This window comes from Streptomyces sp. NBC_01264 (assembly GCF_026340675.1).
Classification (GTDB): Bacteria; Actinomycetota; Actinomycetes; order Streptomycetales; family Streptomycetaceae; genus Streptomyces.
Genome location: NZ_JAPEOX010000001.1, coordinates 3,559,837 through 3,580,432 on the forward strand (window position 1 = coordinate 3,559,837; position 20,596 = coordinate 3,580,432).

The following is a 20,596-nucleotide window of genomic DNA, read 5'->3' on the forward strand; positions in this document are numbered from 1 at the left end:
TCTCAGTCCCTCTTACTTCGCAGCCGCGGGGATACCGGTGACCTTGATCGCCGTGTACTGCTGGCGGTGACCCTGGCGACGGCGGTAGCCGGTCTTGTTCTTGTACCGAAGGATGTCGATCTTGGCACCCTTGTGGTGGTCCACGATCTCGGCCTGGACCTTGATGCCGGCCAGGACCCACGGGTCGCTGGTCACGGCTTCGCCGTCGACAACGAGCAGGGTCGAGAGCTCGACCGTGTCGCCAACCTTGGCAGTGGGAATCTTGTCAACTTCAACGATGTCGCCGACAGCAACCTTGTGCTGGCGACCACCGCTGCGCACGATGGCGTACACGCGGATCTCTCTCTCACTCGAGTTCGGGAACCCCTGAAGCCAGCCGGCCCCGCGTCAACCGCAGGCCGGCCTCCCCCGAGCCGCGAGGCGGTACGGGAGGTGAGGTGCTCAGTGGATTGGCGTATGCATAGACACGCCAGCGACCTAGGTTACGGGGCCCGGTCGGAAGGGTCAAACCGGGGTCCTACGGGGCCCTGGAGACGGGCCCGGGCATGCGACCGGGCGGCCCGGCGGGCCCGTACGGCGCCGCTGACACCCCCCACGGGCCCTGCCGGCCGGCCCGGACGGCCGGGCACCGCCGTCACCCCGCAGGGCCGGGAACACGGCTCAGCGCGACCCTGAAGGCCACAAGCCCCCGCCCGGCACCGAGAGGTGCCGGGCGGGGGCTTGTGGGGCGGGATCAGCGGGATCCGCTTGATCCGGGGATCAGGCCTCGGTCGGAGCCGAGACGGAGGGCAGCGTCTGCTGCTCCGCCGCCGCGGTCTTCTTCGTCGCCCGCTTCGTGACCGTCGTCTTGGCGGTCGTCGTCTTCTTGGCCGCGGTCTTCTTCACGGCCGCCGCCTTCTTGGCCGGGGCCTTCTTGGCCGGGGCCTTCTTGGCCGCGGTCGTGGCCGTCTTCTTGGCGGCCGTCTTGCGGACCGCCTTCTTGGCGGGAGCCGCCGGGGCGGTCTCCTCCTCCACGACGATCTCGGCCGGGGCCTCCACCTGGGTCTCGACCGGAGTCTCGACCGGCGCCTCGACGACCAGTACGGCCGCCTCCGCGCCCACCGGGGAACCGGCCGGAGCGGTGGCCTTGCGGGTGGCACGGCGACGCGGACGGGCCGGCGCGGCCTCGACAGCCTCGGCCGGGGCCTCGACGACGGCCGGTGCGGCCTCGACGACGGGCTCCGGCTCGGCCACGGGGGCCTCGACGACCGGCTCCGGGGCCTGGACCGCCTCGGCCGGGGCGCCCGCCGGAGCGGTGGCCTTACGGGTGGCACGGCGGCGGGTGCGGCCCTGGGGGGCCTCCTCCACGACCGGCTCCGCGACGACCGCCTCGATCTCGACCGCGACCTCGGGCTCAGCCACCTCGACGACCTCGACGAGCTCCACCTCGGGCTCGACCTCGGCCACCGGGGCCGCCGGGGCGCGGTCCGTCGCCGCACCGCGCGGGGCGCCCGCCGGAGCGGTCGCCTTGCGGGTGGCGCGACGGCGGTTGCGGCGGCCGCTCACTCCGCCGGCAGCGGCCTCGGCCTCGGCCGGGCTGCTGTAGAGCTCCTCGTCGGCGACGAAGGAGGGCTCGGGCAGCGCGACGGGCGCGGCGACCTCGGCAGCCAGCTCCGCCTCGGTCTCAATCTCGTAGACATCGCCCTCGGCGCTGTCCACGGCCTCGATCTCGTGGTCGTGCTCGTGCCCGGCACCCTGGCCACCGCGGCGCTTGGAGCGCTTGCCGTTGCCACCGCCGCCGACCGCGGTCGGGGTCTCCATGTGCACGATGACACCGCGGCCGTTGCAGTGGACGCAGGTCTCGGAGAAGGACTCCAGCAGACCCTGGCCCACGCGCTTGCGGGTCATCTGGACCAGACCCAGCGAGGTCACCTCGGCGACCTGGTGCTTGGTGCGGTCACGGCCCAGGCACTCCAGCATGCGCCGCAGGACCAGGTCGCGGTTGGACTCCAGGACCATGTCGATGAAGTCGATGACCACGATGCCGCCGAGGTCGCGCAGCCGCAGCTGACGCACGATCTCCTCGGCCGCCTCCAGGTTGTTCCTGGTGACGGTCTCCTCGAGGTTGCCGCCCTGACCGGTGAACTTGCCGGTGTTGACGTCGATGACGATCATCGCCTCGGTCTTGTCGATCACAAGCGAACCGCCCGAGGGCAGCCACACCTTGCGGTCGAGCGCCTTGGCGAGCTGCTCGTCGATCCGGTACGTCGCGAAGACGTCGACCTCGGAGGTCCAGCGCTTCAGCCGGTCGGCCAGGTCCGGGGCCACGTGGTTCACGTAGCCGTGGATGGTCTCCCAGGCGCTGTCACCGCTGACGATGACCTTCGAGAAGTCCTCGTTGAAGATGTCGCGCACGACGCGGACGGTCATGTCCGGCTCGCCGTACAGGAGGCTCGGGGAAGAGGTCGAGATCTGCTTCGACTTCTTCTGGATGTCCTCCCACTGGGCCTGCAGACGCTCGACGTCGCGGCGCAGCTCGTCCTCGCTCGCGCCCTCGGCGGCGGTGCGCACGATGACGCCCGCGTCCTCGGGGACGATCTTCTTGAGGATGGTCTTCAGGCGGGCGCGCTCGGTGTCGGGCAGCTTGCGGCTGATGCCGGTCATCGAGCCCTCGGGCACGTAGACCAGGTAGCGGCCGGGCAGCGAGACCTGGCTGGTCAGGCGGGCGCCCTTGTGGCCGATCGGGTCCTTGGTGACCTGCACCAGGACCGACTGGCCGGACTTGAGGGCGGACTCGATGCGGCGCGGCCCGTTGGCCATGCCGAGCGCCTCGAAGTTGACCTCACCGGCGTACAGGACGGCGTTGCGGCCCTTGCCGATGTCGATGAAGGCGGCCTCCATGGACGGCAGCACGTTCTGGACCTTGCCCAGGTAGACGTTGCCGACGTACGAGGTGGCTTCTTCCTTGTTGACGTAGTGCTCGACGAGCACGTTGTCCTCGAGGACGCCGATCTGGGTGCGCTCGCCCGACTGGCGGACGACCATGACGCGCTCGACGGCCTCGCGGCGGGCCAGGAACTCGGCCTCGGTGATGATCGGGACGCGGCGGCGGCCCTGCTCGCGGCCCTCGCGGCGGCGCTGCTTCTTGGCCTCCAGACGGGTCGAGCCCTTGATGGACTGGACCTCGTCGGAGGAGGTGGAGCTGGACGCGAGGGACTCCGCGCGCTCGCGCGCCGGGCGGGGCTCGCGGACCTTGACGACCGTGCGCACACCGTCGTCCTCGGCCGCGTCGGCGTCCGTGCCACCGTCACCGCTGCGACGGCGACGCCGCCGGCGACGACGGCTGGAGCTGGAGCCGAGGGCGCCGTTCTCCTCGTCGTCCTCGGCCTCTTCGGTGTCTTCGGCATCCGCCTCTTCGGCGGACTCGGCCTCTTCCTCGGCGGACTCGTCGAGGTCGGCGGCCTCACCGCGACGGCGGCGACGGCCACCGCGACGGCGACGGCGCGACGGGCGGTCGCCCGACTCGTCGGTCTCGTCCTCGTAGAGCTCGGCGGACTCGGGCTCGGCCTCTTCCTCGGCCAGCTCTACGTCGGCCAGCGTGACCGGGCCGGACGGCGCGGCGGCGGCCGGAGCCGGGGCCACGGGCGCGGCGGTCTCGGCGGCGGCGCCGCGGCCACGGCGGCGGCGACGGCCGGCCGGCTGCGGGGCCGGAGCGGCCTCGACCTCCACCTCGGCCTCGGCTTCGACGAGGTCGAGCTCCTCCTCCTCGAGCTCCTCGGCCGGGGCGGCGGCAGCGGCGGCCGCGGCCATCATGGCCGCGGTCTCCGGGGTCTGGAACATCGGCTCGGCGAACACCGGGGCCTGGAACACGGCGACGGCGGGACGCCCGGCGCGGCGGCCACGGGCCGGAGCCTCGGCGGCCGGGGCCTCGACGGCGGGAGCCACCGGCTGCGCGGCGGCGGCCGGGGCGGTGGTGGAACGGGTGGCGCGGCGGCGGCCGCCGCGCTTCGGGGAGTCCACGGCGTCGGCCACGGTGACGGTGGCCTTGGCGGGCGCGGTCACCGGCGCCTCGGCGACGACGGGCTCGGGGGCGGCGACCGCTTCGGCGGCGGGCGCCTCGGGGGCGGTCACGGCGCGGGTGGCACGGCGACGGGCACGCGGCGCGGGAGCAGCGGACTCCTCGACGGAGGCGACCGGGGCGGCAGCGGGAGCCTCGACGGCCGGGGCTTCGGCCACGACCGCCTCGGGGGCGGCCAGGGCGCGGGTCGCACGGCGACGGGCACGCGGGGCCGGAGCAGCGGACTCCTCGGCAACCGGGGCGACCGGAGCAGCGGCGGGAGCCTCGACGGCCGGGGCTTCGGCCACGGCCGCCTCGGGGGCGGCCACGGCGCGGGTCGCACGGCGACGGGCACGCGGCGCCGGAGCGGCCGGCTCCTCGACGGAGGCGACCGGGGTGGCCGGAGCGGCCACGGGGGCCTCGACCACGGCCTCGGCGACGGGCGCCTCAGGAGCGGCCACGGCGCGGGTGGCACGGCGACGGGCACGCGGCGCGGGAGCGGCCGGCTCCTCGACGGAGGCGACCGGGGTGGCCGGAGCGGCCACGGGGGCCTCGACCACGGCTTCGGCGGCGGCCGCCTCGGGGGCGGCCACGGCGCGGGTCGCACGGCGACGGGTACGGGCCGGGGCGGCGGCCGGAGCGGCCTCCTCGGCGGGAGCCGCGGCCACCACGGGCGCGGGGGCGGTCTCGGCGGCGGCTACGGCGCCGCCCGGCGGGCCCGCCGGGCGGGACGCGGCCCGCCGGCGCCTGCGCGGCGGCAGGTTGTCACTCGGGCTGCCACTGTCGGCGGCACCGTTGTTGGCGGTGGTGTCGTTTTCGTTGTTGAGCATGCGGGGTTTCTCCCGTCACGCTCCCGGGCGCCGCGGCTGACTTCCGGTCCGGCACGGCTCCGCGTAATGGGCGCGGAGCCGGCCTCCGGGGCGCGTTCGCCACACGGGAGCTCAGTTCAATGGCCGCCGGTTCCGTACGCGAAAGTCGGTACGGCCTGGCGGAAGTCTTCAAGTCTTCAGGTCTGTCTGTGCGCGGCCCGACCCAGGTGGCTCCCGAGTCCCAGGGCTGCGCGACGACGACGATCCCTACGCGGCGGGACCTTCCGGCGCCTTCGCGTCGGCGGATACGGCCGCCGTGGGTGGGGCGGTCGTGCCAGCCTCGCGGTCGGGCGCGAGCGGGTCGGTCACCGTGCCGGACTCCTCGTCGAAGAGCCCCTGCGCCAGCCTGGTCACCGCAGCGGGGACCGGCGGCGTTAGGTCGGCCACAGCTCGGAGACCGGACAGGACGTCGTCGGGTCGAACGGCAGGTGTCAAATGCCGAACAACCAGCCGCAGTATCGCACAGGCATTGTCCAGGGGCCTATCAGCCTCTGTGGCCGCCGTAACCGGAACCACTTCCAGACCGACCACGGCGCCGCGCGTGTCGAAGGTCCGCATGCCGTTCTTGGTGCGGCGCTGGACCTCCACGTTCTCCGCCGCGAGGAAGGCCTCGACCGCCTTCTCGGCGTCCCCGGGCTCCACGCCGTCCAGGCGCAGCTCCCACACGGAGGCCGTGAGCCGGTCGGCGAGACCGGAGGTGTGCGCCTCCACGGCGTCGATGATGTCGAGGCCGACGGGCATCGACTCGTCGAGCAGCTCGCGCAGGACCGCGGGGTCGCGGGGCTCGGCGAGGGCGATCTCCAGGTACTCGGCCTCGCTGCCGGTCCCGGTCGGGGCGGCGTTCGCGTACGAGACGCGCGGGTGCGGGGTGAAGCCCGCCGAGTACGCCATGGGCACCTCGGAGCGGCGCAGGGCCCGCTCGAAGGCGCGCTGGAAGTCCCGGTGGCTGGTGAACCGGAGGCGGCCGCGCTTGGTGTAGCGCAATCGGATGCGCTGCACTACCGGTGCGGGAGGCGGGCCTTCGGGCTGTCGCTTGCCCAGTGGTTCATCTCCTTGTGCGGGGCTCCGCGGCTCGCGCGTCGCCCTGAGGTCTGTGTGGCCTGCGGGCCACACCTACCCTCCGGCTCACCCCTGCCACCTATTTGTGCAGGGAGATCTCGGGGGCGGGCGCGTCGCCTGCGGCTCTGTTACTACCCAGAGTACGCGCCTGTGACCTCGCCGGTTCCCGGGGCGGCCCTCCGAACACCGCCCGTCGCACGTCGGCCCGTGCCTCGCGCACCGCGAGGCGGGTGGTCCGCCACACCTCGCCGACGGCGCGCCCCACGGGAGCGACGGCCTGCCGGTGCACCGACCGGGCGACCCTGCGGCCGGCGGCCCACCCGGCGCGCAGCACGTTCCCGACGGGGGTGACCACGCGCCGGCGCACCCACCCGGCGGGCCGCACCACACCCCACCGCCACCACCACACCAGCCCCCGCCCCAGCGCCCGACTCACCCGCCCCGCAACATGCCAGGCCCCGACGACCACCCCCCAGAACGGCACGAGCAGATACGCCCAGACCCCCCGCCCGCCCGGCGCGAGCAGGTACTGCCACACTCCGGTCACCACGGGCCGTACGAGATACCGCCACAGCGCCGCCCACGGCCAGACGAAGAGCGCCTTCGCCAGCCAGGCCGCGCCGGCCGCGAACCCCCGGGCCAGCCACCGCAGTGCATGCCCGACGGGGGTGAGGACGTACCGGTACAGGGCGCCGCCCGGCAGCACGAGCAGGTACCGGACGGTGCCCACGAGCAGCCAGGCGATGCCGCGCCCGGCGGGCAGCAGCCCGTACTCCCAGAACGGGACCAGCAGGTACCGCCAGATCCCCACGCCGACCGGCTTCAGCAGATACGCGTACGCGGCCTGCCCCACCGGGAGCATGACGTACCGCCAGAGACCCACCCAGGGCCAGTAGAAGGCCAGCTTGAACAGGGCCCCGATCAGCCACCCGGTCCCCCTCAGCACCGGCAGCAGGGCCCGCTCGTACAGCCAGGCCGACGCCCGCCCCAGCGGCCCGAGCACGCTCCGGTTCAGCATCCGCGCGAAGGCGACGAGCAGGTCCCAGACCACCCGCAGGGGCAGCACGACCAGCACCGCCACGATCTTCACGGGTACCCGGACGACCCCCACCAGACACCCGTCGCCCTGCGGCGCGGGCAGCGCCCTCTCCATGTCCATACCGCTAAGGACACACCACGGCCCGAGACCGTTGCGCCCAAGGGGCCGCCGTCAGTCGATGGAGCCCGGTTCGGCGAGCCATTGCGCGCTGAACTCGGTGACACCCGCGATCGTGTCGAAGTCGCGGTCGTAGTGCAGCACCGTGAGTCCGTGGGCCCGAGCGGTGACGGCAACCAGCAGATCGGTGCCGCTGGCGGAGCGATGGGCGCCCCGCTGCACCAACGCCTCTTGCAGATCCAGGATCTGGTGCCAGCCGTCTTCGGGTACGGGCCGCCACCCGAAAAGGTCCCGCAACTGGGCCTTGGTCCGCTGGTAGTCCTGCGCCGAGCGCGCCGAGAAGAGCATCTCGAACTCGGTCGGCTCGCACAGCGAGATGCGCCCGGCCTTGAGGATCTCGACCCAAGCGTCACGGACTCCCGGGCGAAGGATCCGCCCGGCCGCGGACTTGTCGATCAGGAAGTGTTGCTGCCCGGCCATTCAGCGCCACGCCTCGTCTTCGAAGCCTGGCTCGGTCAGCGCGTCGAACGCACCCTCGTCGGCCAGCTCGATGAGCTTCTCCAGTGCACGTTCACGACGCAACCGCGCTCCTATTTCTTCGAGCGCCGCGTTGACCGTGTCCTTCTTCGTGGTGGTTCCGAGGGCCTCCATGGCGAGTGCGAGCGCTGCCTCGTCGATATCGATCACGGTCTTGGCCACGTCGACCACCTCCTGACATCAGGCGCAGAGTATTCCCCTGCAAGCCCCTCCAGGATATCCACCGACGTCAAGTGCAGGAACGATAACCCGGCGCTCGAATGAATATGCCCCCCACCGGGAACGGTGGGGGGCATAGACAAGCGGCGCCGGACGGCTCAGTCGCAGGTCACTTCACGACCGACAGGGGCAGCAGCTTCTTGCCCGTCGGGCCGATCTGGATCTCCGTCGAGAGCTGGGGGCAGACTCCGCAGTCGAAGCAGGGGGTCCAGCGGCAGTCCTCGACCTCGGTTTCGTCGAGGGCGTCCTGCCAGTCCTCCCAGAGCCAGTCCTTGTCCAGGCCGGAGTCGAGGTGGTCCCAGGGGAGCACCTCCTCGTAGGTGCGCTCGCGGGTCGTGTACCAGGCCACGTCGACGCCGTAGGCGGGCAGGGTCTTCTCCGCCGCCTGCATCCAGCGGTCGTAACTGAAGTGCTCGCGCCAGCCGTCGAAGCGGCCGCCCGACTCGTACACGGCGCGGATGACGTCGCCGATGCGGCGGTCGCCGCGGGACAGCAGGCCCTCGACGATGCCGGGCTTGCCGTCGTGGTAGCGGAAGCCGATGGAGCGGCCGTACTTCTTGTCGCCGCGGAGCTTGTCGCGGAGCTTGCCGAGGCGGGCGTCCGTCTCCTCGGCCGACAGCTGCGGGGCCCACTGGAAGGGGGTGTGCGGCTTGGGGACGAAGCCGCCGATGGAGACGGTGCAGCGGATGTCGTTCTGGCCGGAGACCTCGCGGCCCTTGGCGATGACGTTGACCGCCATGTCGCCGATCTGGAGCACGTCCTCGTCGGTCTCGGTCGGCAGGCCGACCATGAAGTACAGCTTCACCTGGCGCCAGCCGTTGCCGTACGCGGTGGCGACCGTACGGATCAGGTCCTCTTCCGAGACCATCTTGTTGATGACCTTGCGCATGCGCTCGGAGCCGCCCTCGGGGGCGAAGGTCAGACCGGAGCGGCGGCCGTTGCGGGTCAGCTCGTTGGCCAGGTCGACGTTGAAGGCGTCCACGCGGGTCGACGGGAGGGACAGGCCCACCTTGTCGTCCGTGTAGCGGTCGGCCAGGCCCTTGGCGATGTCCGCGATCTCGGTGTGGTCCGCCGAGGAGAGGGACAGGAGGCCGACCTCCTCGAAGCCCGTGGCCTTCAGGCCGCGCTCCACCATCTCGCCGATGCCGGTGATGCTTCGCTCCCGTACGGGACGCGTGATCATGCCGGCCTGGCAGAAGCGGCAGCCGCGGGTGCAGCCGCGGAAGATCTCCACGGACATCCGCTCGTGGACGGTCTCGGCGAGCGGGACCAGGGGCTGCTTGGGGTAGGGCCACTCGTCGAGGTCCATGACGGTGTGCTTGGACACACGCCACGGCACGCCGGAGCGGTTCGGGACCACGCGGCCGATGCGGCCGTCCGGCAGATACTCGACGTCGTAGAAGCCCGGCACGTAGACGCCGCCGGTCTTCGCGAGGCGCAGCAGCACCTCTTCGCGCCCGCCCGGGCGGCCCTCGGCCTTCCACGCGCGGATGATCTCGGTCATGTCGAGGACGGCCTGCTCGCCGTCGCCGATGATCGCGCAGTCGATGAACTCCGCGATCGGCTCGGGGTTGAAGGCCGCGTGGCCGCCCGCGAGCACGATGGGGTGGTCGACCGTACGGTTCTTCGCCTCGAGCGGGATGCCCGCGAGGTCCAGCGCCGTCAGCATGTTGGTGTAGCCGAGCTCGGTGGAGAAGGAGAGCCCGAAGACGTCGAAGGCCGAGACGGGGCGGTGGCTGTCCACGGTGAACTGCGGCACCTTGTGCTCGCGCATCAGTTCTTCGAGGTCCGGCCACACGCTGTACGTGCGCTCCGCGAGCACGCCCTCGCGCTCGTTCAGCACCTCGTACAGGATCATGACGCCCTGGTTGGGGAGCCCGACCTCGTACGCGTCCGGGTACATCAGCGCCCAGCGGACGTCGGCGCTCTCCCACGGCTTGACCGTGGAGTTGAGTTCACCGCCGACGTACTGGATCGGCTTCTGGACGTGCGGAAGCAGGGCCTCAAGCTGAGGGAAGACCGACTCGGTCATCACGCGACTTTCGTGAAGCGGGCAGGGGGCGACTCTCAAGCGTACCCCGGGGCCCGGAGCACCCCCGCCCGCAAGATCAGCCGCGCAGTGCCGCCGCCGGCCCCGCGGTGGCCGCCCACACCTGCGGCAGCTCCCGCTCGCGGCGCTCGGCCAGCGCCTCCTCGCGGGCGTAGAGCACGCCCCAGGTGAAGGAGGACTCCCCCGCGCCGGCCGCCTGGACGCCGAGTCCGCGCAGGGCTTCGCGGGCGACGACCCCGTCCTGGTGGTCGCCGAGCAGGCTCTGGACCGCCTTCACCGCCTTGGCGAGCTTGCGCGCGGGTTTGCCGAGGGCCGGGGCCGCCGCCTCGGCCGCGTACCGGGCGCGCTTCGCGGCCTTGCGCGCCTCGTGCAGGGCCAGGTCGCGGTCCTCGCCGGGGTCCATGGACAGCGCGGTCCCGATCCGGCCGGCGAGGCGTTCGTAGTCCGCGAGGACGGCCGCGGGCAGGGCGGATCCGGCGGGCCGGGCCGCGGCCTTCAGCAGCGGCGGGTCGGCTAGCAGGGCGTCGAGGGAGTTCAGCAGGGCCACGTGGCGCCTGCTGTCGAGCGCGGCCAGCGCCGCGCGGCGCGAACCGGTGCGGCGGGAGACGTTCCAGATCTTGAGGCGGCCGCGGACCGGGCCGAGCACCAGGGTGCGCGGGAGTTCGTCGAGCCGGCTCTGGATCCGCTCCAGCAGTACTTCCTGGTCGCGGTCGACGCCGAGTTCCGCGGCGAGCCATCGGAGCTCCTCGCCGATCGGGCCGGTCTCAGCGGGGTCCAGGAGCCGCCGGTAGGTCTTGAAGGCGCTGCGCAGGCGCCGGGTGGCGACCCGCATCTGGTGGACGGAGTCGGGCAGTGCGCGGCGTACGGCGGGGTCCTGCGCGATGAGGGTGTCGCGCTGTTCGCGCAGGTACGCGAGCACGTGCGCGCCCACCGTGTCCTCGGCCGGGCCCGCTTCGGGAGCGGTCGTACGGGCCGGGGGTTCCCCGCCGGTCTCGGTCAGCGCCCGGGCGAGCTTCGAGGGGGCGTCGCTCACCCGCAGTCCGGCCTTGCGGAAGGTCTTCTCCACGGCGTCGAGGAGCGCAGGGTCGGCGCCGTCGGCGAGCTCGACCTCCACCTCGGTCCAGGCGGCGGTGGCGTCCGCGCGCTCGGCCCGTACAGCGTCGGTGGACAGCTCGGCGAGGAGGGCGCCGTCGGCGTCGAGCAGGTGGCTGACCTTGCGCGAGGACAGGAGCCTGACCTGGGGTTCCAGCGGGGCGTCGCGGACGCGGGAGCGCAGCAGCGCGGTCAGCGCGTCCGGGACGGTGTCGCCGAGGGGGGCGGTGATCTCGTCGCGCACGCCGGGGGCCACGGGCAGTTTGAGGTGCCAGCCGGCGTCCTTGCCGCCGGTGCGGCGGCGCAGGGTGAGCCCGTCGGTGGCGAGCCGCTGGTCGGGGGTGTCGTAGTAGACGGCGTCGAGCTCGGCCGTGCCCTGGTCGGTCACGGCCGCGATGGCGGCCGTGCCCGTCAGGTCGGGTACGCCGCGCCGTCCGGCCTTGGTGGTCCTGAACTCGAATTTGCGCTCGATCTCGCGCTTCGTGTCCGCCATGGTTCGAACGTAGTCCTGAACGGAACGCGGCGGGAAGGAAAACGGCGGGTGCGGCGGAAAACCTGCCCGGGAACCGACGGATCGAGCCGACCCCGGGCCGATCCCGGGCAGAACCCGGGCAGAACCCGCGCCGCATCAGGCCGACATCGGCCGCTGCACCCTGATCGACTGGAGCAGCCCGATGGCCACCCACACGGCGAACATCGAGGATCCTCCGTAGGACACGAACGGCAGCGGCAGTCCGGCCACGGGCATGATCCCGAGGGTCATGCCGATGTTCTCGAAGGACTGGAAGGCGAACCAGGCGATGATCCCGGCGCACACGATCGTGCCGTACAGCTCGGTCGTCTCGCGGGCGATGACGCAGGCGCGCCACAGGATGACCCCGAGGAGCACCAGGATCAGCCCGGCTCCGACGAAGCCCAGCTCCTCCCCCGCCACCGTGAAGACGAAGTCGGTCTGCTGCTCGGGGACGAACTGGCCGGTGGTCTGCGAGCCCTTGAAGAGCCCGGAGCCGGTCAGGCCGCCGGAGCCGATGGCGATGCGCGCCTGGTTGGTGTTGTAGCCGACGCCCGCCGGGTCGAGCTCGGGGTTGGCGAAGGCGGCGAAGCGGTTGATCTGGTACTCGTCGAGGACGCCGAGCTGCCAGATCAGGATGGCGCCGGCGGCGCCCGAGCCGATCAGGCCGACCACCCAGCGGTTGGAGGCGCCGGAGGCCAGCAGCACGCCGAGCACGATGACGACCATGACCATGACCGAGCCGAGGTCGGGCATCAGCATGATGATGCCCATCGGGAAGGCGGCCAGGCAGAGCGCCTTGACCACCGTGCGGTGGTCGGGGTGGGCGAGGTCTCCCGCGTCCACCCGGGTGGCCAGCAGCATCGCCATGACCAGGATGATCGTGATCTTGACGAACTCGGAGGGCTGCAGCGAGAAGCCGCCGCCGACCACGATCCAGGCGTGTGCGCCGTTGATGGTGGCGCCGAGCGGGGTGAGCACGGCGAGGATCAGCACGACGGAGAGCCCGTAGAGGATCGGCACGGCCCCGCGCAGGGTGCGGTGGCCGAGCCAGATGGTGCCGATCATCAGCACGAGGCCGATGCCGGTGTTCATGGCGTGCCGGAAGAGGAAGTAGTACGGGTCCCCGTTGTTCAGCGAGGTCCGGTTGCGGGTCGCCGACCACACCAGCAGGGCGCCGATGAGGGAGAGGGCGAGCGCGGAGAGGAGTATCGGCCAGTCGAGCCGGCGCACCACGGAGTCGCGGGCGGTGAGCTTGGCCATCGCTCCCCGCTGCTCCGGCGCGTACCGGGCCACGGAGAATTTGTTGGCGGTCTGCATGTCGGTCCTCGGTACTCAGTCGTGCTGCGCGGGGCGCTGGGCGGGCGGGCCGGCCAGCACGGGCGGCGCCAGTTCTTCCGGGGACGGGGGTACGTACGGCCGGATCTCGGGGGAATCGATGCCGCCGTCGGGGCGGATCTTGGGCAGCTTCTTCTCCGGGCCCAGCAGGAGCGCCTTCTTCGGGTCCTGGACGCCGGCCATGTCGAGCCCGTAGATGGCGTTGTAGAGGTTGCGGACGGCGGGGCCCGCGGCTCCGGAGCCGGTGCCGCCCTGGGAGATGGTCATGACGATGACGAAGTCCTTGGTGTAGGTCGCCAGCCACGAGGTGGTCTGCTTGCCGTAGACCTGGGCGGTGCCGGTCTTGGCGTGCATCGGGATCTTGTCCATCGGCCAGCCGCCGAAGCGCCAGGCGGCGGTGCCGCCGGGCTCGACGACCATGCGCAGGCCCTTGTCGAGGTCCTTGACGGTCTTGGCGTCGATCGGCAGCCGGCCGTGCGACTTGGGCTTGATCATCTGGACCTGCTTGCCGTCGGCGCTGATCACGGCCTTGCCGACGGTGGGGTCGAAGAGGGTCCCGCCGTTGCTGATGGCCGCGTAGGCGGTGGCCATCTGGATGGGGGTGACGAGGACGTCGCCCTGGCCGATGGCGAAGTTGATGCTGTCGTACGCCTTGAGCTGGTTGCCTTCGAGGCAGCTCTCGTAGGCGATCTGCTCGACGTAGGTGCCGCCCTTCTTGCCCTGCTTGCACCAGGAGTTCTTGTTGGCCGCCCAGAAGGACTGCTTCCAGTGGCGGTCGGGGATGCGGCCGGAGACCTCGTTGGGCAGGTCGATCCCGGTCTCGGAGCCGAGGCCGAACTCGCGGGCGGTCCGGTAGAACCAGTCGTGGGCGTCCTTCTTGGGCTTGAGGCCGCCGTCCCGCTGCCATTCCTTGTGCCCGAGGGCGTAGAAGACGGTGTTGCAGGAGAACTTGAGGGCCTCGCCAAGAGTGATGGGGCCGTGCCCCTTGGACTCGAAGTTCGCGAAGCTGCGGTTGCCCATGCTGTACGAGGCGCTGCAGTTGTACTTGTCGTCGAAGGCGTATCCGGCCCGGACGGCCGCGCTCGCCGACACCACCTTGAAGATGGAGCCCGCGGGGGCCTGGCCCTGGATGGCCCGGTTGAGCAGCGGGTAGTTGGACTTCTCGCTGGTGAGGGAGGCGTAGTCCTTGGCGGCGATGCCGCCGACCCACTTGTTGGGGTCGTAGTCGGGCTGGGAGGCCATCGCGACGACCCGGCCGGTCTGGGCCTCCATGACGACGACGGCGCCGGAGTCGGCCTCGTACTTGCGGCCGGTGATGTTGTCGGTCTCGTTGCGGACCACCTTCATGGCCTGCTGGAGCTCGTACTCGGCGACGGACTGGACCCGGGCGTCGATGCTGGTGACGAGGGTGGATCCGGGGACTCCGGCATCGGACTCGGTCTGGTGCATGACCCGGCCGAGGTTGTCCACCTCGTAGGAGGTGACCATCGCCTTGCCGCGCAGGTACTTGTCGTACGTGCGCTCGATCCCGGAGCGGCCGACCTGATCGGAGCGCAGGTGCGGCGAATCGGTGTCCTTGGCCTTCTGGATCTCGTCGTCGGTGACCGGCGAGAGGTAGCCGAGCACCTGCGCGGTACGGGCCCCTCCGGGGGCCGGGTAGCGGCGGACGGCAACCGGCTCGGCGGTGATGCCGGGGAACTCCTCGGGGCGTTCGCGCAGCTGGAGCGCCTGCTGCGTGGTGGCGTCGAGGGTGATCGGGATCGGCTGGTACGGGGAGCCGTTCCAGCAGGGCGCGGGGGTCTGGGAGTCGCAGAGGCGGACCTTCTCCATGACCGCCTTGGGGGTCATGTCCAGGACGCCGGCGAGGCGGGTCATGACGGCCTGGCCGCGGTCCTTCATCTTCATCAGCGCCGTGCGGCTGGTGGAGACGACCAGGCGGGTCTCGTTGTCGGCGAGCGCGACGCCCCGGGCGTCGAGGACCGTTCCGCGCACGGCGGGCTGGACGACCCGCTGGACGTGGTTGCTCTTCGCCTCGTGGTAGTACTCGGCGCCGTTGCGGATCTGGAGGTACCAGAGCCGGCCGCCGAGGGTGAGGAACATCGAGCAGACCAGAACCTGGATGATCACGAGCCGGATCTGCACCCGGGAGGTACGGCCGGTCTCCGGAATGTTGGTCACGTGGACTCCTCCCTCACAGCTTCTTGACGCTCTTCACACCCTTGATTCCCTTGACGCCCTTTATCCGGCCGGCCCGGTTGGCCCGGCTGCGGGCCGTCTTCATCCGCAGTCCGCCGCGCTGGCTGCCGATGCGCAGTCCGGTGCCGCCGGCGAGCCAGCCGGAGGCGACGTCCTTGCCCGCGGGCGGGCCGCCGTTGGCCTCGACGGCCATCGGGTCGTTCTCCGCGCGGCGGGCCAGGGCCATGATGAACGGCACGGTGAAGGGGGCGAGCAGCAGGTCGTAGAGGACCGCGGTGAACACCAGTCCGCCGATCCCCACGTGGCGGGCGGCGGTGTCGCCGACCAGGGCTCCGACGCCCGCGTAGAGCAGGGTGGAGACGAAGGCGGCGCCGACGACGGTGAGCATCGGGCCCCAGGCGGAGCGGAACCGCCCGGTGTCGGGGCGGACCAGGCCGGCGACGTAGCCGATCACGCACAGCACGAGCGCGTAGCGGCCGGCGGCGTGGTCGGCGGGCGGGGCCAGGTCGGTGAGGAGGCCGGCGGCGAAGCCGATGAGGGCGCCGCTGACGCACCCGTACACGAGTGCGAGGGCGACGACCGTGAGCAGGACCAGGTCGGGGACGGCTCCGGGGAGTTGGAGGCGACCCAGGACGGAGACCTGGACGACCAGGGCGACCACGACGAGCGTGCCCGAGAGCAGGATCCGGTTGAAACGCATGATGATCGGCTCCTAGTCCTCGGCCGGCTTACCGGACGCGGACGCGCCGGGCGACGGGGTGACCGTGACGGTGACCGTCGGGGTGGGCTTGGGCGCCTCGGGCTTGGGCGGCAGGACCGTGTCTCGCGGGTCCTCGCGCGGCGGCATGACCACGACGCCGACGATGTCCAGGCGGGAGAAACCGACGAAGGGGCGGACCCAGACGGTCCGGGTCAGGTCGCCGCGCGAGGGGTCGATCTTGATCACCTCGCCGATCGGGACACCGGGCACGAAGGGCTTGTTGCCGCGCGAGCCGAAGGTGACGAGCCGGTCGCCGGTGTTGATCTTGGCCTTGCCGTTGAGCATCTGCACGGAGAGCTCCCGGTCGCCCTGGCCGGTGGCGAAGCCGAGTTCGCCGGTCTTCTCCAGCCGGGTGCCGACGGTGAAATCGGGGTCGTTGGCGAGGACCACGGTGGCGGTGTCGGGGCCGACGGTGGCCACGCGGCCGACGAGCCCGTCCCCGTTGAGGACGGTCATGTCGCGCTCGATGCCGTCCTTGCTGCCCGCGTCGATGGTCACGGTCCAGGAGAAGCCCTGGGCCGCTCCTATGGCGATGACCTCGGCGCCCTTGATGCCGTACTGTCCCGCGCCCGCCCGCTTGAGCATCTCGTCGAGCTCGCGGATCCGGCTGCGGGTCTGGTCGTCGCTGCCGAGCTTGGCCTTGAGAGCGGTGTTCTCGCGCTCCAGCGTCGCGATGCGGTTGTGCCGCTCGCCGGAGTCCCGCACCGCCCCTATGGCGTTGGCGACCGGGTCGACCCCCTTCGCCACGCCCTTCTCGACCGGCCCGAAGACCGCTGCGGCGGCCTGTCGGGCACCGTCGACCGGAGACTCCTCACCTGTCCTGATGTCCACCGTGATCAAAGCGAACGCGATGGCGATCAGAAGCACCAGGAGCAGCCGGCTTTCTCGTGTGTCCCTCACGTGCGGCGGCCGTGCCTTCCTCATAGATACCGTGCGGCGAAGCCGCTCCGGAGGAGCCGGGGCTCGCACCGGACCTTGCCTGTATATCAACGATCCGCCGCACGGGCCCGGTAGCACCCGTACGGCGGATCATTTGTGTTCCACCGCCGCGCGGCGGGCCGGATCAGCGCCGCGGCTGGGCGTCCAGGACCTGCTGGAGCGCCTCGAACTCCTCCACGCACTTGCCGGATCCGAGCGCGACGGAGTCGAGCGGGTCCTCGGCGATGTGGATCGGCATGCCCGTCTCGCGGCGCAGCCGCTCGTCGAGGCCGCGGAGCAGGGCGCCGCCTCCGGTCAGGACGATGCCGCGGTCCATGATGTCGCCGGAGAGCTCCGGCGGGCACTTGTCGAGGGTGGTCTTGACGGCGTCGACGATCGCGTTGACCGGCTCCTCGATCGCCTTGCGCACCTCGGCGGCCGAGATCACGACGGTCTTGGGCAGGCCCGAGACCAGGTCGCGGCCGCGGATCTCGGTGTGCTCGTCCTTGTCGAGGTCGTAGGCCGACCCGATGGTGATCTTGATCTGCTCGGCGGTGCGCTCACCGAGGAGGAGCGAGTACTCCTTCTTGATGTGCTGGATGATCGCGTTGTCGAGCTCGTCGCCGGCCACCCGGATGGACTGTGCCGTGACGATTCCGCCGAGCGAGATGACGGCCACCTCGGTGGTGCCGCCACCGATGTCCACGACCATGTTGCCGGTGGCCTCGTGGACGGGCAGGCCCGCGCCGATGGCGGCGGCCATCGGCTCTTCGATGATGTGCACCTGTCGGGCACCGGCCTGCGTGGACGCCTCGATGACGGCGCGGCGCTCCACTCCCGTGATGCCGGAGGGAACGCAGACCACGACGCGCGGGCGGGCCAGGTAACGGCGCTTGTGGATCTTGAGGATGAAGTACCGGAGCATCCGCTCGGTGATCTCGAAGTCGGCGATGACGCCGTCCTTGAGGGGCCGCACGGCGACGATGTTGCCGGGCGTGCGCCCGATCATCTTCTTGGCTTCGGAGCCGACCGCCAGGATGCCACCGGTGTTCGTGTTGATGGCGACCACGGACGGCTCGTTCAGGACGATTCCCCGGCCCCTCACGTACACCAGCGTGTTGGCGGTCCCGAGGTCGATCGCCATGTCACGGCCGATGAACGACATGTTGTTCCCCTTGTTCCCCATGAGGAGCGTCTGGCCTTCCAGTTGATAGCGGCTGCTGTCAGGTCGGCGAGGTGGGTGTGTGGGTGGAGGCCCCATCGTAGTGCCGCAAGTACGGCCTCCGCGCGACGGGACTCCGGCAAGCCCGCCGGAACGGATACCCGCCCCCTTAGTGGTGACGTCGTGTCCTGTCGATGCGTTCCCGAATGTGCCCGGTAATACCGCAGGGCGACCGAAATTACTTCGGTCGCCCCAGGTCATGAGCGCTATTCGGCTGATGTTGCGTCAGAAAAGAGTGATCACAGCGCCGGGAAGAACAGCTTCAGTTCCCGCTCCGCGGACTCCTCGGAGTCCGAGGCGTGGATCAGGTTCTCCCGGGTGACGGTACCGAAGTCGCCCCGGATGGAGCCGGGCGCGGCGGCAATCGGGTCAGTGGGTCCGGCCAACTGGCGGACACCCTCGATCACGCGCTCCCCTTCGACGACCAGGGCCACGACCGGGCCGCTGGCCATGAAGCCCATGAGGGGCTCGTAGAAGACCTTGCCCTTGTGCTCGCCGTAGTGCGCCTCCAGGGTCTCCTGGTCCAGCGTGCGCAGCTCCAGCGCGGGAATGGTCCAGCCGGCCTTCCGCTCGATGCGGCCGACGATCTCGCCGATCAGACCGCGACGGACGGCGTCGGGCTTGAGGAGGACGAGCGTGCGCTGGGTCATATGGGTAACTCCTTGCGGCATACGGGTGCGGTCCGACGAGGCTACAGGGGCCGGAGCCCCCGCCGTACGGGGCCTTCCCGGGCCCCGCTGCGGGCTACGCCTCGGTCGGGGCGGCGGCCTGGGCCTCCGCCTGGGCGGCCCAGCGGGCCTTGATCACGTCGATGCGGCGGCCGTAGCGGATCGAGCACCACCACAGGCCGGCGAACACCACGCCCAGGATGAACATCATCGGCACGACGAAACCGCTCAGCACGAGCCCGATCTGCAGGGCCCAGCCGATCTGGACGGCCCCGGGACGCGAGAGCATCCCGCACAGCAGGACCGACACCAGCATCGCGATCCCGCAGACCGTCCAGACCGTGGCCTGGCTCAGATCGCCCTTCATCGCGACCAGTCCCGCGAAACCGATCACGAAGAACTCGGCGATCAGCGTCGAAGCACACAGCGTGCGCATCCCTCAGCCCCTCTTCAGCAGCAGGCGGGCCTCGCCCACCGTGATGACGGACCCGGTCACCAGGACCCCGGCCCCTCCGTACTCCGCCTCTTCCTCCGCCAGGGTGATCGCCGCCTCGATGGCGTCGTCCAGCCGCGGCTCCACCTGCACGCGCTCGGCGCCGAAGACCTCGACCGCGATGGCCGCCAGGTCGTCGGCGGAGATCGCCCGGTGGCTGGTGTTCTCCGTGATCACGACCTCCGCGAAGATCGGCTCGAAGGCCTCGAAGACCCCGCGCACGTCCTTGCCGTCGCTCGCGCCCACGACCCCGATCAGCCGGCTGAAGCCGAAGGCCTCGGTCACCGCCTCCGCCGTGACCTGCGCCCCGGCCGGGTTGTGCGCCGCGTCCAGGACCACCGTGGGGCTGCGCCGCACGACCTCCATGCGGCCGGGCGAGGTCACCGAGGCGAAGGCCTTGCGCACGGTCTCCACGTCCAGGACCCGCGCGTGGTCGGCGCCGATCCCGAAGAAGGCCTCGACCGCGGCCAGTGCCACCGCCGCGTTGTGCGCCATGTGGGCGCCGTGCAGCGGCAGGAAGATGCCCTCGTACTCGCCGCCCAGGCCGCGCAGCGTCAGCTGCTGCCCGCCGACCGCGACCTCGCGGGTGACGACGCCGAACTCCATGCCCGCCCGGGCGACGGTCGCGTCGACCTCCACTGCCTTCTTCAGCAGCACCTGCGCCGCGTCCACCGGCTGCTGCGCCAGGATCACGGTGGCGCCCTGCTTGATGATGCCGCCCTTCTCCTGCGCGATCTCGCCGGTGGTGGAGCCGAGCCGGTCCGTGTGGTCCAGGCTGATCGGGGTGACCACGGCGACCGCGCCGTCGATCACGTTGGTGGCGTCCCAGGTGCCGCCCATGCCGACCTCGATGACGGCCGCGTCCACGGGGGCGTCAGCGAAGGCCGCGTAGGCCATGCCGGTGAGGACCTCGAAGAACGACAGCCGGATCTCCTCGGCCGCGTCCACCATGTCCACGTACGGCTTGATGTCCTCGTACGCCTCGACGAACCGCTCGGCGGCGATGGGCGCCCCGTCCAGGCTGATCCGCTCGGTGATCGACTGCACGTGCGGGCTGGTGTAGCGCCCGGTGCGCAGCTCGAAGGCGTTCAGCAGCGCCTCGATCATGCGGGAGGTGCTCGTCTTGCCGTTCGTGCCGGTGACGTGGATGGAGGGGTACGCGCGCTGCGGCTCGCCCAGGACGTCCATCAGCGCGGCGATCCGCGTGACGGACGGCTCCAGCTTGGTCTCGTCCCAGCGGCCGGCCAGCTCCTGCTCCACCTCCCGCAGCGCCTTGGCCACCTCGGGGTCTGCGGGCTCTTCGGGTACGGGGTCGCCCTGGGGCGGACCGGCCTGCGTGCGCAGGGTGCGGCTGCCCGCCTCGATCACCGCCAGGTCGGGGTCGCGGTCGGACTCTTCCGCGACGATCTGGTCGAACGCGTCGAAGCTGTCATCGTGGCTCTCGGGCTGCTGCTCACTCACGGGACCCAGTC

The 20,596-nt window shown here is 71.4% G+C and carries 16 protein-coding genes; all 16 read right to left on the reverse strand.

All coding sequences use genetic code 11. The features are described from left to right. Window positions 1–12 precede the first annotated feature (12 nt). On the reverse strand, window positions 13–333 hold the full coding sequence (gene rplU / locus OG435_RS16495) for a 50S ribosomal protein L21 (RefSeq protein ID WP_214950890.1): 321 nt from the start codon (window positions 331–333) through the stop codon (window positions 13–15). A gap of 426 nt (window positions 334–759) precedes the next feature. Further along, window positions 760–4,866 carry an Rne/Rng family ribonuclease gene (locus OG435_RS16500; protein ID WP_266877604.1) on the reverse strand — a complete coding sequence of 1,369 codons (4,107 nt, stop codon included), beginning with the start codon at window positions 4,864–4,866 and terminating at the stop codon, window positions 760–762. A 246-nt stretch (window positions 4,867–5,112) separates the two neighbouring features. Then, window positions 5,113–5,904, reverse strand: a complete 792-nt coding sequence (locus OG435_RS16505; RefSeq protein WP_266877605.1) for a TIGR03936 family radical SAM-associated protein — start codon at window positions 5,902–5,904, stop codon at window positions 5,113–5,115. A 139-nt stretch (window positions 5,905–6,043) separates the two neighbouring features. Then, complete coding sequence (locus OG435_RS16510) at window positions 6,044–7,123, reverse strand: hypothetical protein (RefSeq protein WP_266877606.1); 1,080 nt, start codon at window positions 7,121–7,123, stop codon at window positions 6,044–6,046. Window positions 7,124–7,174: 51 nt separating this feature from the next. Next, a complete protein-coding gene (locus tag OG435_RS16515; RefSeq protein ID WP_266877607.1) occupies window positions 7,175–7,600 on the reverse strand; it encodes a PIN domain nuclease in 426 nt (141 codons plus the stop codon). Then, window positions 7,601–7,819, reverse strand: coding sequence for a type II toxin-antitoxin system VapB family antitoxin (locus OG435_RS16520; RefSeq protein ID WP_266877608.1), 219 nt, complete (start codon window positions 7,817–7,819; stop codon window positions 7,601–7,603). A gap of 166 nt (window positions 7,820–7,985) precedes the next feature. Next, window positions 7,986–9,911, reverse strand: coding sequence for a TIGR03960 family B12-binding radical SAM protein (locus tag OG435_RS16525; RefSeq protein WP_266877609.1), 1,926 nt, complete (start codon window positions 9,909–9,911; stop codon window positions 7,986–7,988). A 73-nt stretch (window positions 9,912–9,984) separates the two neighbouring features. Beyond that, on the reverse strand, window positions 9,985–11,511 hold the full coding sequence (locus tag OG435_RS16530) for a CYTH and CHAD domain-containing protein (RefSeq protein WP_266877610.1): 1,527 nt from the start codon (window positions 11,509–11,511) through the stop codon (window positions 9,985–9,987). Window positions 11,512–11,646: 135 nt separating this feature from the next. Next, window positions 11,647–12,849, reverse strand: coding sequence for a rod shape-determining protein RodA (gene rodA / locus OG435_RS16535; protein WP_266877611.1), 1,203 nt, complete (start codon window positions 12,847–12,849; stop codon window positions 11,647–11,649). 15 nt (window positions 12,850–12,864) lie between these two features. Next, window positions 12,865–15,045, reverse strand: a complete 2,181-nt coding sequence (mrdA, locus tag OG435_RS16540) for a penicillin-binding protein 2 (protein ID WP_266877612.1) — start codon at window positions 15,043–15,045, stop codon at window positions 12,865–12,867. A 13-nt stretch (window positions 15,046–15,058) separates the two neighbouring features. Further along, window positions 15,059–15,763 (reverse strand): rod shape-determining protein MreD, encoded by a 705-nt coding sequence (gene mreD / locus OG435_RS16545; RefSeq protein WP_266877613.1) that lies wholly within the window; start codon window positions 15,761–15,763, stop codon window positions 15,059–15,061. Between the two features lie 12 nt (window positions 15,764–15,775). Next, window positions 15,776–16,723, reverse strand: a complete 948-nt coding sequence (mreC, locus tag OG435_RS16550) for a rod shape-determining protein MreC (RefSeq protein WP_266877614.1) — start codon at window positions 16,721–16,723, stop codon at window positions 15,776–15,778. A 163-nt stretch (window positions 16,724–16,886) separates the two neighbouring features. Beyond that, the gene (locus OG435_RS16555; RefSeq protein WP_069923827.1) at window positions 16,887–17,906 is read right to left on the reverse strand and encodes a rod shape-determining protein; all 1,020 of its coding nucleotides are present in this window, start codon (window positions 17,904–17,906) and stop codon (window positions 16,887–16,889) included. 296 nt (window positions 17,907–18,202) lie between these two features. Beyond that, window positions 18,203–18,613 (reverse strand): nucleoside-diphosphate kinase, encoded by a 411-nt coding sequence (gene ndk, locus OG435_RS16560; protein WP_214950910.1) that lies wholly within the window; start codon window positions 18,611–18,613, stop codon window positions 18,203–18,205. Window positions 18,614–18,707: 94 nt separating this feature from the next. Next, complete coding sequence (locus OG435_RS16565) at window positions 18,708–19,067, reverse strand: DUF4233 domain-containing protein (protein ID WP_266877615.1); 360 nt, start codon at window positions 19,065–19,067, stop codon at window positions 18,708–18,710. A gap of 3 nt (window positions 19,068–19,070) precedes the next feature. Next, complete coding sequence (folC, locus tag OG435_RS16570) at window positions 19,071–20,585, reverse strand: bifunctional tetrahydrofolate synthase/dihydrofolate synthase (protein ID WP_266877616.1); 1,515 nt, start codon at window positions 20,583–20,585, stop codon at window positions 19,071–19,073. Window positions 20,586–20,596: the final 11 nt, after the last annotated feature.

Coding starts and splice junctions, on each gene's coding strand:
- OG435_RS16500 (WP_266877604.1), bottom strand. CDS start 4,866: ATGCTCAACAACGAAAACGACACCACCGCCAACAACGGTGCCGCCGAC.
- OG435_RS16510 (WP_266877606.1), bottom strand. CDS start 7,123: ATGGACATGGAGAGGGCGCTGCCCGCGCCGCAGGGCGACGGGTGTCTG.
- OG435_RS16515 (WP_266877607.1), bottom strand. CDS start 7,600: ATGGCCGGGCAGCAACACTTCCTGATCGACAAGTCCGCGGCCGGGCGG.
- OG435_RS16530 (WP_266877610.1), bottom strand. CDS start 11,511: ATGGCGGACACGAAGCGCGAGATCGAGCGCAAATTCGAGTTCAGGACC.
- rodA (WP_266877611.1), bottom strand. CDS start 12,849: ATGCAGACCGCCAACAAATTCTCCGTGGCCCGGTACGCGCCGGAGCAG.
- mreD (WP_266877613.1), bottom strand. CDS start 15,763: ATGCGTTTCAACCGGATCCTGCTCTCGGGCACGCTCGTCGTGGTCGCC.
- OG435_RS16555 (WP_069923827.1), bottom strand. CDS start 17,906: ATGTCGTTCATCGGCCGTGACATGGCGATCGACCTCGGGACCGCCAAC.
- ndk (WP_214950910.1), bottom strand. CDS start 18,613: ATGACCCAGCGCACGCTCGTCCTCCTCAAGCCCGACGCCGTCCGTCGC.
- OG435_RS16565 (WP_266877615.1), bottom strand. CDS start 19,067: ATGCGCACGCTGTGTGCTTCGACGCTGATCGCCGAGTTCTTCGTGATC.